We start from the raw sequence: 15,138 nt of genomic DNA, 5'->3' as shown, positions 1-15,138 counted from the left end.
TTAACAAATAAAACCCGGCAAACTACAGGGCTCTTTTTACAACCTCAAAATTACGATAGTTTTTTAATTCGCCCTCATGGCTTTCTACCGAAGTTACTTCGGCGTCTTCAGGGCCTTCGTTGCACCATTCCATAAACATTTCGAGCAGGGTATCATCAGCTTCGGCAGCTATAAAAACATCACCATTGGCTTCATTTTTAACAAAGCCCCTTACCCCTAACTGATCGGCTACGGCTTTGGTTGATTTGCGGTAAAAAACGCCTTGAACTTTTCCTTTAACAGTAATATCGAGATGCCTTATCATTTAGTCTATGAGTTGATTAAGTTTTATATGAAAATTTGGGGGCAAATTTAATCCATTCTAACTCAATCAACCTAATCAACTTATTAAACTAATTTCCTAACCTTACTTTCGGGGGTGATCTTTAAGCCGTCTAAACCGGTTATCAGGTTTAGTCCGGGTGTTTTGCCAGGCTCAATTGTACCTTTTTCATCATCGATACCTAAAAACGTGGCTCCGTTTATAGTTGCCCATTCCAGTAATTTAGCGGTGCTGATGGTTGGAAACTTTTTTTGAATGGTACGCATTTCGCTCAGAATACACAATTTATCGTTTGAGGCCAGACTATCGGTACCCAATGTAATGTTAAAACCCTGATCAATAAAAAGAGGGATTTTTGGAAGGCGGTTTTCGATATACAAATTAGCATTTGGGCAAAAACACCAGTTTATTTTACGGTCAAACCGTTTTATAAAATAGATATCTTTTAAATTGGTACAGGTGTTATGTACCAGCAAAACCTGCTGCTTATTGGTTAGTAAAGGAATAATGGATTGCAAGGAGTTACGTGCTTGCGGTTTAAAATGACTGATATCGATACCAAAATGCTCATAAAGCTCAATAAAGCCACCCAATTTATACCTGTAGAATTTATTTTCGTCCTCACACTCCTGGTTATGAATGCTAATGAGGTTAGGTTCGGCATCACTATGTTTCCGGATCAGCTTAAAAAGCTCTTTGGATACCGAGTATGGTGCGTGCGGCGTAATGGAACAGGGCTGCGGCTTAAATTCCTGCATAAGCTCCATAGCTCTGTCAAAAATACCCTGGGCGTTTTGCGGCAAAAAGCCAAAAGTTTCAATAAAAGTATGGTAGTACAGTTTGCTGGCAGTTTTAACTGGAATGCTGGCATTGCTATTGGAGATATCGCCAACTGCTACAATACCATTCGCATACATTTCATCATCGGCTTTTTGAATGGCATCCGATATTTGTTTATCATCAGCCTTGCGCGTTGCCTGTATATCTTTTATAAAGTTCACCAGCCCGCCCTTAGGGGTTATTTTATCTTTCAGGTGCGAAAGCTCAACATGGCAGTGGGTATTTACAAACCCGGGGCAAATAATACCGCTTAGTTTTTCAACGGGGCCATCAGGAGGGTTATTATGGTCTGTAACTGAAATGATTTTACCCTGATCATCAACAGTAACTATTCCATTCTTAATAGGATCGGCAAAAATTGGAAAAACGTAATCGGCTCTAAAACTTTTCATTAATTATATCACTTAGTATCTATCTCAAAACGTTTTTCTTTTAAAACAACCCTGCAAAATTAATTACAATTAACCTTTAGTTATGTTTTTTTATCATTTAAAAGAATGACTTTAAAATAAGACAGATTTTTTTAAATTTAAGTACTTTTGCATTGTGAATAATGCAAAAGATAAAATAGACATCCGCAGCCTCGGTCTGGAAGCCTTGCAGGACCATTTTATCCGTATGGGGGAAAAAAGTTTCAGGGCTAAACAAATTTATGAATGGCTTTGGAAAAAATCGTGCTTCTCTTTCAACGAAATGAGCAATATTTCAAAAGAACTGCGCACCAAACTCGATGAAAATTTTGTTATTAACAACGTTAAAATAAATTCATCACAGGTTAGTGCTGATAAAACTATAAAAAATTCTTTTATTTTACACGATACTCATCTAATTGAGGGGGTTTTAATTCCAACCCCAGGCCGGATGACTGCTTGTGTATCTTCGCAGGTTGGCTGCAGTCTTACCTGTAAATTCTGCGCTACCGGGTATATGGAGCGTAAAAGAAACCTTAACCCTGATGAAATTTACGACCAGGTTGTACTGATAGACAAGCAGGCGCGTGAAAACTATGGGGTTCCATTATCCAATATTGTATACATGGGCATGGGCGAGCCTTTGCTCAATTATGCCAATATGATGAAATCTGTTGAGCGCATCACTGCCGAGGATGGATTGAACATGTCGGCTAAAAGAATTACCGTTTCCACTGCCGGTATTGCCAAAATGATCAAAAAGCTGGGCGACGATCAGGTAAAATTCAACCTTGCCTTATCGTTACACGCCGCAAATGACGAAAAACGCAATACCATTATGCCTATTAATGAGCAAAATTCATTAAAGGCCCTCGCCGAAGCTTTAAAATATTACTACGCCAAAACCAAAAACCCCGTGACTTACGAATACATCATTTTTGATGGTGTTAACGACGGAATACAGGATGCAATGGAGCTGGCTAAATTTTGCAAGCACCTGCCTTGTAAGGTAAATATCATTGAATATAACCCCATTGCCTTTGCCAGCTATATTAACGCCGGCGAAGATAAGGTAGAGGCATTTGCCGCTTATTTGCAAAAACAAGGCATCAACACTCACCTTCGCCGTAGCCGGGGTAAGGATATTGACGCAGCCTGCGGGCAATTAGCTATTAAAGAAAAAGGTAAGATTGCCGAAGTTTAAGATTTCTATCTTAAATTAACGGCATGAAATTGCTGCGTGGCTATCTGGCCGATTTTGTTTCCCTGCTTTTTCCCGAATTATGCCCGGCCTGCCAGGCCAGCCTTGTAGCCAACGAGTATATTATTTGCTCCGATTGCAGGTACAATTTACCCTATACCAACTTTCATTTACATGCCGACAACATTGTTGCCCAACAATTTTATGGTAAACTAAAAGTTGAGGCAGCTTATGCGCTGTATTATTTTACCAAGGGCGGCAAAGTGCAAAACCTGATGCATCATTTTAAATATAAAGGCATGCAACGGATAGGTAACTTATTAGGCAACATGGCCGGTACCCAATTAGCTCAAAATCCTATTTTTAATTCTGTGGATCTGATCGTTCCCGTACCTCTGCACAAAAAACGTTTGAGGGAACGGGGTTATAATCAAAGTTCCCGCTTTGCGGAAGGTTTGGCTGAAAAACTACCTGCTGCTTTAGAAGATAATAATTTGCAGCGTTCGGTAGCCACAGCAACGCAAACCCATAAATCGCGCTTTGCCCGTTTCGAGAATATGCAGGATGTATTCATGATCAAACACCCCGAAAGACTCATCAACAAACACGTTCTATTGGTTGACGATATTGTAACTACAGGCTCAACTCTGGAGGCCTGTGGTATCGAACTGTTAAAGATACCCGGACTTACGTTAAGCATTGCCACAATTGCCTATGCACAATAAAACAAATTAAACCCAATATCTTTTTTATCAATACTTTTGTCGATTACAATTATCACAGTTATTGGCAATGACAAAAAGGTTTCTTTATTTAACCGGCTATCAATGGGTTTGGGTGCTATATTTAGCAGTTGCGGTTTACTGCTGGCAATTTAAGTACTTCAGGCATATTGATAATAACTACCTCATATTCCGCCAGGCTTATTACCATGCCAGAGCCGGGCTAAACTTATACTTATTATATCCTGCAGAATATTCTGATGTGTTTTTATATGGTCCTACGTTTACCATATTGGTAGCGCCATTCGCCATCCCTTCAGAAGCAGTAGGGTTTTTCCTTTGGCAAATAGTCAATGCGCTTGCCTTCTTGCTGGCAGTACACTTGCTGCCATTTAACAACCGGATAAAAACAGCCATCCTTTTACTGTGTGTTATTGAATTTTCCAATACCTCACATTACATGCAGATCAATGCGCTTATAGCCGCCTTGATTATCATAAGTTTTATGCTGGTCAAAAAAGGCAGGGACGAATGGGCTACACTATTTATTATTGCAGGTACTTTAATAAAGTTTTACCCGGTGGTTGGTTTGGCGTTTTTCTTTTTCTCCCGTAACAAATTAAAGTTTATTACGAGCACAATAGTATGGGCGGGCGTTTTGTTTGCCTTACCCATGATCATTTCCGGCCCTCATTATATTATCCAATCATATCAGGACTGGTTTCATGAGTTGAGCCTAAAAAACGCTATGAATGTAAGTTTAACCGGCAGTATAGATTGGTGTATTATGGGTGTAGCTCGTCGTTTAACTCAAAATGCGGCCATTCCTAACACACCTTTTTTGATAGCCGGGGCTATTATTTTTGCCATCCCTCTGCTCCGGTTTAAACAGTTTAGCTCGCTGAAATTTCAGTTACAGGTATTATGTTCGGCCCTGATGATGGTGGTATTGTTTAGTACCGGATCAGAACATCCAACTTATATTATAGCTACAGCAGGCGCAGTAATTTATATGATGATGCAGGATAAGCCTTTTACTACTTTCAATATAGTGATGTTGGTATTATTGTTGGTTATTACCGGTTTAGGGCCCAGCGACGCATTCCCAAGACCAGCGCGCGAATGGATGAGCAACCTGGCTATGAAGGCATGGCCCTGCATTATAATATGGGTAAAAATTGCCTGGGAATTGATCTTTAAGGATTTCCCTGCTGACAAGGGATTTACGTTGAGCGAACAAACGATTTAAGAAAGCTTACTGGTGCTGATACCGGCTCAGCTTATCATAGAGTGACTTGGGGTCAAACGGTTTTAATACATAATCATTCATCCCGGCGTTATCAATCTCACCCATTTGGTTGCTCAGCATCGACGCGGTTAAGGCAATAATGGGTAACTGCTGAAAATAGGGATCGGGCATAGCCCGTATGATCTGGGTAGCCTCAAGGCCTCCCATTTGCGGCATGTGGATATCCATTAATACCACATTATAGTTACGATTATTTTCTATTTTGTGGATAGCTTCAACACCATTTTCTGCAAAATCAGCATTAGCACCCCATTTTTTCAGGATCTTGTTAATCAATAGCCGGTTTATCTGATTATCATCAACTACTAAAACATTTATCTTAAGTCCTGCTTCCAAATTGCTGCTGTTATTGTTCAAATGGGTACTTGTTTTCTTCTTAAACGTTATAGTAAACCAAAAAGTAGAACCCTTGTTTGGTATGCTATCAACGTTTATCCTTGAATCATGAAGTTCGATCAGTCTTTTACTAATAGCTAAACCCAGGCCGGTGCCACCATATTTACGTGTAGTATCAGGTTCGGCTTGTTTAAACTGTTCAAATATGGTATGCAGTTTATCGGTTGCAATACCTATGCCTGTATCTGATACAGAGAACCGTATCCGTACATCCTTATCACTTTCCTGAATTACCTTCAGGTCGATATTAATTCCGCCTTCGTCTGTAAACTTAACCGCATTGCTCACCAGGTTCAACAATATCTGGCATAAGCGGGTTCTGTCGCCTATCACAACTGCAGGCACAGCATCATCAATGCTTTCGCTAAGGTAAATATTTTTTTCTTCAGCACGGTAACGCATGGAAGTGTTGATGCTCTGAATAAGCTCCCGCATATCCACATTTGCCTTCTCCAATTCAATATTACCGGTTTCTATCTTAGTGAAATCCAGCACATCATTAATCAGGGTCATCAAATTCTCAGCCGAAAATTGAAGTATACTCAAATTTTCCTTTTGCGACTCCAACGGACTATCTTCGAGCAGCAGGTGCGACATACCGATCACTGCATTAAGTGGTGTTCGTATTTCATGGCTCATCACCGATATAAACATATCTTTGGCTCTACTTAACTGCAAGGCCTCTTCCTTGGCCATGATCAGTTCTATCTCGGCTTTCTTTTTAGCTGTTATATCAATAATTACTTCGATATATTTATCAACGTTACCACCGTTTCCGATAATTACCGAGTTGATAACAGATATCCATAAAGGCTGCCCGTCTTTCCGGTAAATGAGCAGATCAACCTCAAATGATTGTTTATTTTGGGATAGTTCACGTGCTTTTTGAATGATAGAGATATCTGTTAACTCTCCTTTCAGCACATCGCCCAAATGATTGCCATTTACCTCATTGATCGTATACCCGGTAATGTTTTCAAAGGCTTTATTTACCCATTCTACCTTCCCTTCGCTGTTATTTATTCCACTTGTGGTGTTACTGGCTACTAACGAAAGTTTGGTAAGCTCCTCTTCACTCTTTTTGCGTTCCGTGATATCAACCATTACGCCAATTTGCCGGTCGACATTACCAGCCTCATTAAATAAAGGACTATTGGATAAAAATACCCAGCGCGGCGTACGATCTTTTTTGTATAATTTTACTTCTATCTCATAAGGCCTGTTTTCTTCTACTGCCTTTATTGCACTTTCCACCACCTTCAGATCGGTATCTTCACCTACGAAGGTGTTACCCATGATCTTTCCTTCCAGCTCGGCAAATGAGTAGCCAATAATATTTTCCAGAGCCTCATTCATCCAGAGTATTCTGCCTTCTGCATCCCGTATAAAAATGCCACTGGGCGATTTTCGGGCGGCAAAAGAGAGTATCTCTAATTCCTGCTCAATTTTTTTACGGGCTGTAATATCAATAATGATCCTGATGGATTTATCAACTTCTCCATTCTGATTGCGAATAATGGAATTGATAACCGTGATCCAGGTTGGTTTACCGTTTTTATGATTTATCAGGAGTTCAACCTCGTATGATTCTTTCTTTTTTATGGAGGCTTCTAATTTTTCTATGGCTGCAGCGTCGCTGGGTTTGCCTTTTAAAGTTGCCCCCAGGTATTTATTTTCCACATCGGCCAGGTTATAACCGGTAATATGTTCAAACGCCTCATTTACCCACACCACCTCATCAGTTGCACTACTGATCACTACACCATTACCCACTTTACTGGCTACCATGGATAGCTCTTCCAGCTCTTTCACCACCCGTTTTTGGTAACTGATGTCGCGGCCACTGGCAAAGTATCTATCATCTTTAAAAGTGATTGACCAGCTTATCCATCGCCTATCTTGTTGAGATGTAAGCACCTCGGTTTCTAAAATAAATTTATGCTGATGATTAGTTAAGCCACCTTTTAGTTTTTCTAAGGTGGTAAGCCGGGCCTCGCCAGGTAAAAAATTCCAGATAGATTTACCAATAATCTCCTCAGGATCATAACCTAAAACTGTCTCTACCGAGCGGTTAATGCGCTTTACGATAAAATCTCTGTCCATAATGCAATGGATATCCGGAGAGCTATCAAAAAGATCATGAAATTCCTGATGCTGCGAAAGGCTTTCTTCGAGTTTAATTTTTTCTTTATGCAGATTAAAGCGCGACATAACCTCGCTGGCCAGCGTTTGCAAGGCATCCTTTTGTTCTGCAGTAAGTTTATGAGGTACCACATCCAAAACACAAAGCGAACCTAAACGGTATCCGTCAGGGGTAATTAAGGGAGCACCAGCATAAAACCGGATGTTTTGCGTAGTGACATAAATGTTATCCTTAAAGGTTTCATCCTCCAGGGTATCATATATCTCCATCAAAACATCATGTTGAATAGTATAATTACAAAAAGCGCCGACACGGGGTGTTTCCCCCACATCGGCGCCATATTTTGATTTGAACCATTGCCGGTCAGCGTCAATTAACGTGATCAGCGCAACGGGAACATTACATATAAAAGAAGCAAGCCGGGTAATAGCATCATATTCCTTTTCGGGTAATGTGTCTAAAACCTGGTACGACCGCAGGGCCTCTAAACGCTCCTTTTCTGCTATTAAATTTTCCTGCTGCCTTTTGGTCATTAATTATTCCGCGCTGGTTTCTCTGTACAACGGATAGTCGTGCATCAGCTTGTGAACCTTTTTACGTATTTTCTTTAAAGAAGGTTCATTTTCCGGATCGGCAATTACGGCATCTATCAGTTCTACAATGAGTTCCATTTGTTTTTCTTTCATGCCACGGGTAGTAATAGCCGAGGTACCTACGCGTATACCAGAAGTAACAAATGGCGACTTGTCATCATAAGGCACCATATTTTTGTTCACCGTGATATCGGCAGTTACCAAAGCATTTTCAGCTGCTTTACCGGTAATGTTTTTATTACGCAGATCGATCAGCATCAAATGGTTATCTGTGCCCCCTGATATAATCTCATAACCCCGTTTAACAAAGGCTTCGGCCATAGCTGCGGCGTTCTTTTTAACCTGCAGAATGTACTTCATATAACCTTCGCTTAAGGCTTCGCCAAAGGCTATGGCTTTTGCAGCGATGATATGCTCTAGCGGGCCACCTTGTGTACCTGGGAAAACAGCCATATCCAGTAACGACGACATCATCTTTATTTCGCCTTTTGGTGTTTTTATGCCAAATGGATTTTCAAAATCTTTACCTAACAGGATCAGACCACCACGCGGGCCACGCAATGTTTTGTGTGTTGTAGTAGTTACAATATGGCAATGCGGCAGCGGATCGTTTAGTAATCCCCTGGCAATAAGTCCGGCAGGGTGCGATATATCGGCCAGCACCAATGCCCCTACTTTATCGGCCACTTTACGTATAAATTCATAATCCCAATCGCGCGAGTAAGCCGAAGCACCGCAAATGATCAGTTTTGGTTTTTCTTTAAGGGCAACTTTTTCCAGTTGCTTATAATCAACCAAACCGGTTTCTTTAACTACACCGTAAAAATGCGGTTCATATAATTTACCAGAAAAGTTAACCGGTGAGCCATGGGTTAAGTGGCCGCCGTGTGACAGATCAAATCCTAATATTTTGTCGCCCGGTTGAAGCACGGCCAGCATCACGGCAGCATTAGCCTGAGCGCCAGAATGTGGCTGAACGTTTGCCCATTCGGCATTGAACAATTGCTTGGCTCTTTCAATAGCAATAGTTTCAATTTCATCAACTACCTGGCAACCGCCATAATAACGTTTGCCCGGTAAACCTTCGGCATATTTATTAGTAGCGACAGAGCCTGCAGCTTCCATAACCTGACGGCTCACAAAATTCTCAGATGCTATCAGCTCAATACCTTCTTCCTGGCGTTGCTGCTCTTCATCCAATAACTTAAAAATTAATTTGTCTCTTTTCATTATGTATAATTAAAACGGCACTGTGTTTATAACGGGGGCTAAGTTAGGTAAAAATTAGATTTGAGATGTGAGATATGAGATATGAGATTAAAAAAATAGCTTTTGTAATTAATTAAAAATGAACAACAAGCTCTATGCTTTTCTTGTCTCGCATCTCCTATCTAACATCTCAAATCTCCCTGGCTGATATCCAGAAATTATTATAACCTAACCCAATCTGTATATCAATCAGCTCCTGCTGCAGCATTTCTAATACGGCCAAAAAGTTGTAAACAAAGTGCACCTTATTTTCCGAATGCCCTGCAATCGCTTTAAAATCAAGCATTTTATTAATCTTCAGCAAATCGGCTACTGCTTTCTTCTGCTTTTCGATAGTGTACGGGTACTGAACCACGGTATGTTTTACCTCTTCGCTGCGGTTAAGGTAGTTTCGCATCAGCCGCTCATGCACCATCATCAGTTTGTATAAGCTGAGTTCCGATAATTCTTCACCCGGATGAGTAACCTTTTCTACCTGCTCCAGGTCGTGCTTTATATTACCCCGCTTTTCCTGTTTAAAGCGCTCTTCTTCATAGGGGCGTATCTCTTCGCACAGTTCCTTGAACTTTTTATACTCGATCAGCTTCCTGATCAGGTTTTCTTTGGTATCAGCTTCGTCGCCTGCGTCATCAGCCTCATAGCGTGGTAACAGCATTTTTGCCTTGATACGCATCAGGGTGGCTGCCACAAAAATAAATTCGCTGGCCAGCTCCATGTTAAGGCTGGTCATTTGGTGTATGTAGTTTAAAAAATCGTCGGCTATTCGGGCTATGGGGATATCATGTATATCCAGCTCATCCCTTTCGATAAAAAAAAGCAGCAGATCAAACGGACCTTCAAACTGGGGTAATTTTATAGCAAAGCTGTCGTCGGTCATATATCTATTGCAAAAATAACATTTTTGGTATCAAGTAGCTAGTATCAAGTATCAAGATACTTCATGCTCACTGATTGTAAAAAAGGAGTCATGATACTTGATACTAGCTACTTGATACTAACCCGGCTACTTGATACTAAATCAACAATAAATGCATTTAGATAACCTGTTTTTATAAATAAATAACTTACTTTGTAAGTTAAATATTCTTACAAATGTCAATGCAGGTACCAGCCGGGGATTTATTAAAAACAATAAATTATCCATCTGATTTAAAGCGACTTAACGAAAGCGAGCTTGAACAGGTTTGCCAGGAACTGCGCCAGTATATTATTGATGTGGTATCGGTAAACGGTGGCCATTTTGCTGCCAGTTTAGGTGTTGTAGAGTTAACCGTGGCTCTTCAATACGTACTGAACACTCCCTATGATCAATTAGTTTGGGATGTGGGCCACCAGGCTTACGGCCATAAAATACTGACCGGCCGCCGTGACGAGTTTCACACCAATCGTGTATATAAAGGGTTAAGTGGTTTTCCAAAACGCTCAGAAAGCGAATATGACACCTTTGGTGTAGGACACTCCTCTACCTCCATTTCGGTAGCACTGGGTATGGCGGTGGCTTCGCACTATAAAGGCGAAACCGACAGGCAGCACGTTGCCGTTATTGGCGATGGCGCCATGACTGCGGGTATGGCTTTTGAAGCACTTAACCATGCCGGTATTGAAAACTCAAACCTGCTGGTGATCCTGAACGACAATAATATGTCGATAGACCCAAATGTGGGTGCCTTAAAGGAATACCTTACAGATATTACCACATCCAAGCCATATAACCGTTTCAGAGACGATATAGCTCATGTACTGGCCAAGTTATCGGCCATCGGTCCTGATGCCTTTAAAATAGCGCAGAAGATAGAAAAAAGCATTAAAGGCACCCTGCTAAAACGCAGCAACTTTTTTGAAGCTCTTAAATTCAGATATTTTGGCCCTATTGATGGTCATGATGTAAATCACCTGGTAAAAGTACTGAAAGATTTGCGCGATATTCCGGGTCCTAAATTACTGCACTGCATTACCACTAAAGGTAAAGGCTATGCCCTGGCCGAAAAAGACCAGACCAAATGGCACGCTCCCGGCTTGTTTGACAAGATAACCGGCGAGATCAAGAAAACCAAATACGACAAGCCACAGCCTCCTAAATACCAGGATGTTTTTGGGCACAGCATTATTGAACTGGCCGAGCAAAATCCTAAAATTATGGGTATTACCCCGGCTATGCCCTCAGGGTGCTCGCTTAACCTCATGATGAAAGCCATGCCTACCCGCGCTTTTGATGTAGGTATAGCCGAACAACATGCGGTAACATTTTCGGCAGGATTAGCTACCCAAGGTTTGGTGCCATTCTGTAATATATATTCCAGTTTTATGCAAAGGGCATATGACCAGGTGATACATGATGTGGCCATCCAAAATCTTAATGTAATATTCTGTTTGGACAGAGCTGGCCTTGTAGGTGCTGATGGGCCAACCCATCATGGCGCTTATGATCTGGCTTTTATGCGCTGCATCCCCAATATGACGGTATCGGCCCCTATGAACGAAGAAGAACTGCGTAACCTGATGTTTACCGCCCAACAGGAAAACATGGGTCCGTTTGTGATCAGATATCCTCGCGGCAATGGTGTCATGGTTGATTGGCAGCGTCCGTTTAAGGCTATACCGGTTGGTAAAGGCCGTAAAATTTGTGATGGTGACGAGGTAGCTATCCTATCCGTAGGCGCTATAGGTAACGAAGTGGTAAAAGCCACTGCCGAACTGAATACCGAAGGTTATTATCCCGCGCATTATGATCTGCGCTTTGTAAAACCTCTTGACGAAACTTTGCTTCACGAGGTGTTTAAAAAATTCAGCAAAGTAATTACTGTTGAAGATGGTTGCCTTGAAGGGGGAATGGGAAGCGCGATACTGGAATTCATGGCCGATAATGGCTATCAAAACACATTGGTAAAACGCCTGGGCATACCAGATAAGATCATAGAGCACGGTGAACAGCCAGAACTTTGGGCCGAATGTGGGTATGATGCCCAACATATTATAGCACAGGTTAGGAGCTTAGGTGCCAAGCATAATACACATACTATAGCATCGTAAAGTAGTTATTAAGTTGATTAAGTGAGTGGTTGATTAAGTTTTATAACCATTCACTTAATCAACCCAATCAACTCTCCCCTTTAGTGGGTCTTATAACTCGCTAAATCATTGTAAATAGCCCGGAACGAGCTGCGTATGCCAAAGGTCAGCATACCTGTTTTATCATGAAACTGGCTGTTCTTTTCAGAGCGGTAAAGTCCGCCCAATTCAAACCGCAGATTATATTTAGGATTTAGCAAATAAGCTACCTTACCCTCTACGTAAACCATATTGGTTGTTAAGCCCTGGCCGGTATAGTTGCCAAAAGCTCTTGCCGGGTCAACATATTGTTGAAAGATGTCTTTTCCATAGTTAAGATTATTCATATCCAAACCATAATGCCCGTAATCCAGCTCTCCGGAAAAATCAAATCTTTTATAAGAGTAATTTAATAAACCAACCACTTCACGAAAGTTTGCTCCCCAGGGATGTGCCAAAGGCTCGCCGTTTTCGGAATAGTTAACTATGGAGCTACGTTCTGAATAGGTATATGGCTTTACGTTATTAGTTTCCAGCAGGTAATTTAATCCGCTTACATTAAACAGGTTTGCACCTCTAAGACCAAGCTGCCATCCATATTTATTTCGTGAACTGCCATTGCTGGAGAAAAAGTTCTTTGACTCAAACTCATCAAGCGCAAACTGACCATATACTGTAACGCCGTCTGTAAGTTTATATTTACCTGTTAATCCAATCAAAGCATTATCCGGTGAGCCGTTTGTTGCCTCAACAGGCCGTAAGAATATAACAGGGTTGATATAAGTAAAATCAAAACCGCGTTGATGACCAAGATCGTCCTTAGCCGGCCAGATAACCGCATCAAAAAAACCAAATGACAGTCGGTTACTTACATTCCAGTCCAAATAGTGGAATACGCCGTATTTTTTACGATCGCCACCATCCACTTTAACTGATAGCGGATCATTAAAATAAGCCCACATGGCCATGTATCTTACGTTACCCAACGTAGCTGTCAGTTTAACGAAAGGGTATGGAGAAGCATAATCTGATAATAGCTCAGAGCGGTAGCCATCACCAATAAAAGTTTTATCGCGGCCGGCGGTGATATTCAGATATTTATTGGGTGTATATGATACCAATGCGGTAATGTACGACCAGCGATACTCATTGCCATAAAGAGCGGCATAAGCCTGCCCCGGAATTATACCTACCTGGTTGGTATAGGTAGACAGGTACTCTGGCAGTACGGCCCTGTTTTCGTAAGCACTAACGTTATAGGATAGCTTATTACCCACAGTACCGCCTACCTGCAATCCCAGGGAGCCCGAATTGGTATTCCTCTTACCGGAAAAATCGCGGCTCAGATTAAAATCAGGTAAAAGATCGGTGTAAAAAGTATAGCCTTTCCCCTGTACATCAATCTGATGCTGGGTAAAGAATTTTCCTTTAAGCCCGCCAAGATTCATTAAAGAATCGTAATGATGCTTTACAAGTGAATCATCAACAAAAAATGGCTTTAACGAGCTATGTAAGCGGGTTTTAGTAGAATAAACATCGGCGTCAAGTTTCTGATAAAACTGATACGAGTATGGTTGGTATACTGATTGTGCTTTTACAACCCCACTTATTAAAAATAATAGTATAACACAGGTAAATATTTTCTTCATGCAGAATTGATAAGTTTTATTCAAAGTAATTAAGCGTTTTAAAACCGCCTTTTTTCAGATAATCATCCTTTTTAACCAGGTGCAGATCTGATAATATCATATCGGTAACCAGGGCCTGAAGGTCATATTTAGGTTTCCATCCTAATTTTTCAAAGGCTTTTGTGGCATCACCAATTAACAGTTCAACCTCGGTTGGCCTAAAATATTTGGCATCAACCTTTACTATAGTTTGTCCAAATTTAAGGGCATCTATATTTAAACCCAGCTCTTTAACTTTTGCCTCATCAATATCAATAATCACGCCACGCTCGTGTTCATCCTTACCGCTAAACTCCACTTCGACGCCTAATTCATTGAAAGTCATCTTTATAAAATCACGAACAGTGGTAGTAACCCCGGTAGCTATTACAAAATCTTCGGCCTTTTCTTGCTGCAACATTAGCCACATGGCTTCAATATAATCTTTAGCATGCCCCCAGTCGCGCTGTGCCGAAAGATTACCTACATACAGACAATCCTGCAAACCCAACGCTATTTTTGCCGCGGCCCGGGTAATTTTACGGGTAACAAAAGTTTCGCCTCTGATAGGGCTTTCGTGATTGAACAGGATACCGTTACAGGCATACATATTATATGCTTCGCGATAATTTACTATGATCCAGTAACCATATAGCTTGGCGACTGCATACGGCGACCGCGGGTAAAATGGCGTAGTTTCACTTTGCGGAACAGCCTGCACCAAACCATAAAGCTCGGATGTGGAGGCCTGGTATATCCTTGTTTTTTGGGTAAGACCCAATAACCGCACAGCTTCCAGGATACGCAGGGTACCAATACCATCAGCATTGGCAGTATATTCGGGTGTGTCAAAACTCACTTTTACATGGCTTTGCGCAGCCAGGTTATATATTTCATCGGGCTGAACCTCCTGCACTAACCGGATCAGGTTGGTAGAATCGGTCAAATCACCATAATGCAGCTTAAACTTTATGTTGGGTTCATGCGGGTCATGATACAGATGATCAATACGATCGGTATTAAATAAGGACGACCGCCGTTTCACACCATGAACAGTATAGCCCTTTTTCAGTAAGAATTCGGCCAAATAGGCCCCATCCTGACCGGTTATACCCGTTATTAAAGCTGTTTTCATAAGTGTTTATTGGATATGACTTATAAGTTACAATATTATCCAAAAACAATGAGAATTAAGATTTTTGGAACAAGGATTTTTGG

11 protein-coding genes are annotated in these 15,138 nt (G+C 41.2%); 4 read left to right on the top strand and 7 right to left on the bottom strand.

Going from position 1 to position 15,138, the window contains the following annotated elements:
- Window positions 1-22 precede the first annotated feature (22 nt).
- A complete protein-coding gene (locus G7092_RS19695; protein ID WP_202985361.1) occupies window positions 23-304 on the bottom strand; it encodes an acylphosphatase in 282 nt (93 codons plus the stop codon).
- Between the two features lie 83 nt (window positions 305-387).
- On the bottom strand, window positions 388-1,554 hold the full coding sequence (locus tag G7092_RS19690) for an amidohydrolase family protein (protein WP_166091599.1): 1,167 nt from the start codon (window positions 1,552-1,554) through the stop codon (window positions 388-390).
- Window positions 1,555-1,708: 154 nt separating this feature from the next.
- Here G7092_RS19690 and rlmN point away from each other — a divergent pair, with 154 nt between their 5' ends.
- The 3 genes from rlmN (at window position 1,709) to G7092_RS19675 (ending at window position 4,744) form a co-directional block, all read left to right on the top strand.
- Entirely contained in the window at window positions 1,709-2,776 is a 1,068-nt protein-coding gene (gene rlmN, locus G7092_RS19685) for a dual-specificity RNA methyltransferase RlmN (RefSeq protein ID WP_166091598.1), read from the top strand.
- Between the two features lie 23 nt (window positions 2,777-2,799).
- Window positions 2,800-3,498, top strand: coding sequence for a ComF family protein (locus G7092_RS19680; RefSeq protein ID WP_166091596.1), 699 nt, complete (start codon window positions 2,800-2,802; stop codon window positions 3,496-3,498).
- Between the two features lie 67 nt (window positions 3,499-3,565).
- Entirely contained in the window at window positions 3,566-4,744 is a 1,179-nt protein-coding gene (locus G7092_RS19675; RefSeq protein WP_166091594.1) for a glycosyltransferase family 87 protein, read from the top strand.
- Between the two features lie 6 nt (window positions 4,745-4,750).
- Here G7092_RS19675 and G7092_RS19670 read toward each other — a convergent pair whose 3' ends face one another.
- From G7092_RS19670 to G7092_RS19660, 3 genes are all read right to left on the bottom strand, one after another.
- A complete protein-coding gene (locus G7092_RS19670; protein WP_166091593.1) occupies window positions 4,751-7,876 on the bottom strand; it encodes a PAS domain S-box protein in 3,126 nt (1,041 codons plus the stop codon).
- 3 nt (window positions 7,877-7,879) lie between these two features.
- Complete coding sequence (gene glyA, locus G7092_RS19665; RefSeq protein ID WP_166091591.1) at window positions 7,880-9,166, bottom strand: serine hydroxymethyltransferase; 1,287 nt, start codon at window positions 9,164-9,166, stop codon at window positions 7,880-7,882.
- A 169-nt stretch (window positions 9,167-9,335) separates the two neighbouring features.
- Window positions 9,336-10,082 carry a segregation and condensation protein A gene (locus G7092_RS19660; RefSeq protein ID WP_166091590.1) on the bottom strand — a complete coding sequence of 249 codons (747 nt, stop codon included), beginning with the start codon at window positions 10,080-10,082 and terminating at the stop codon, window positions 9,336-9,338.
- 221 nt (window positions 10,083-10,303) lie between these two features.
- Between G7092_RS19660 and dxs the strand changes: the two genes are divergently transcribed.
- Entirely contained in the window at window positions 10,304-12,235 is a 1,932-nt protein-coding gene (dxs, locus tag G7092_RS19655) for a 1-deoxy-D-xylulose-5-phosphate synthase (protein WP_166091707.1), read from the top strand.
- Window positions 12,236-12,315: 80 nt separating this feature from the next.
- On the opposite strand, the gene G7092_RS19650 is transcribed toward dxs, so the two are convergent.
- Window positions 12,316-13,902: a capsule assembly Wzi family protein gene (locus G7092_RS19650; RefSeq protein ID WP_166091589.1), complete on the bottom strand. Its 1,587-nt coding sequence runs from the start codon at window positions 13,900-13,902 to the stop codon at window positions 12,316-12,318.
- A gap of 16 nt (window positions 13,903-13,918) precedes the next feature.
- The gene (gene gmd / locus G7092_RS19645) at window positions 13,919-15,055 is read right to left on the bottom strand and encodes a GDP-mannose 4,6-dehydratase (protein WP_166091588.1); all 1,137 of its coding nucleotides are present in this window, start codon (window positions 15,053-15,055) and stop codon (window positions 13,919-13,921) included.
- Between the last annotated feature and the right edge of the window lie 83 nt (window positions 15,056-15,138).

This window comes from Mucilaginibacter inviolabilis, from assembly GCF_011089895.1.
Lineage (GTDB): Bacteria > Bacteroidota > Bacteroidia > Sphingobacteriales > Sphingobacteriaceae > Mucilaginibacter > Mucilaginibacter inviolabilis.
The sequence above is the reverse complement of the archived record's forward strand: the minus strand, read 5'-3'. Positions and strand labels throughout refer to the sequence as shown.

Excerpts from the sequence above, each read along its gene's own strand:
- dxs (WP_166091707.1), top strand. The coding sequence starts at position 10,304 with ATGCAGGTACCAGCCGGGGATTTATTAAAAACAATAAATTATCCATCT.
- G7092_RS19675 (WP_166091594.1), top strand. The coding sequence starts at position 3,566 with ATGACAAAAAGGTTTCTTTATTTAACCGGCTATCAATGGGTTTGGGTG.
- gmd (WP_166091588.1), bottom strand. The coding sequence starts at position 15,055 with ATGAAAACAGCTTTAATAACGGGTATAACCGGTCAGGATGGGGCCTAT.
- G7092_RS19690 (WP_166091599.1), bottom strand. The coding sequence starts at position 1,554 with ATGAAAAGTTTTAGAGCCGATTACGTTTTTCCAATTTTTGCCGATCCT.
- G7092_RS19680 (WP_166091596.1), top strand. The coding sequence starts at position 2,800 with ATGAAATTGCTGCGTGGCTATCTGGCCGATTTTGTTTCCCTGCTTTTT.
- G7092_RS19695 (WP_202985361.1), bottom strand. The coding sequence starts at position 304 with ATGATAAGGCATCTCGATATTACTGTTAAAGGAAAAGTTCAAGGCGTT.
- G7092_RS19660 (WP_166091590.1), bottom strand. The coding sequence starts at position 10,082 with ATGACCGACGACAGCTTTGCTATAAAATTACCCCAGTTTGAAGGTCCG.
- glyA (WP_166091591.1), bottom strand. The coding sequence starts at position 9,166 with ATGAAAAGAGACAAATTAATTTTTAAGTTATTGGATGAAGAGCAGCAA.
- G7092_RS19650 (WP_166091589.1), bottom strand. The coding sequence starts at position 13,902 with ATGAAGAAAATATTTACCTGTGTTATACTATTATTTTTAATAAGTGGG.
- G7092_RS19670 (WP_166091593.1), bottom strand. The coding sequence starts at position 7,876 with ATGACCAAAAGGCAGCAGGAAAATTTAATAGCAGAAAAGGAGCGTTTA.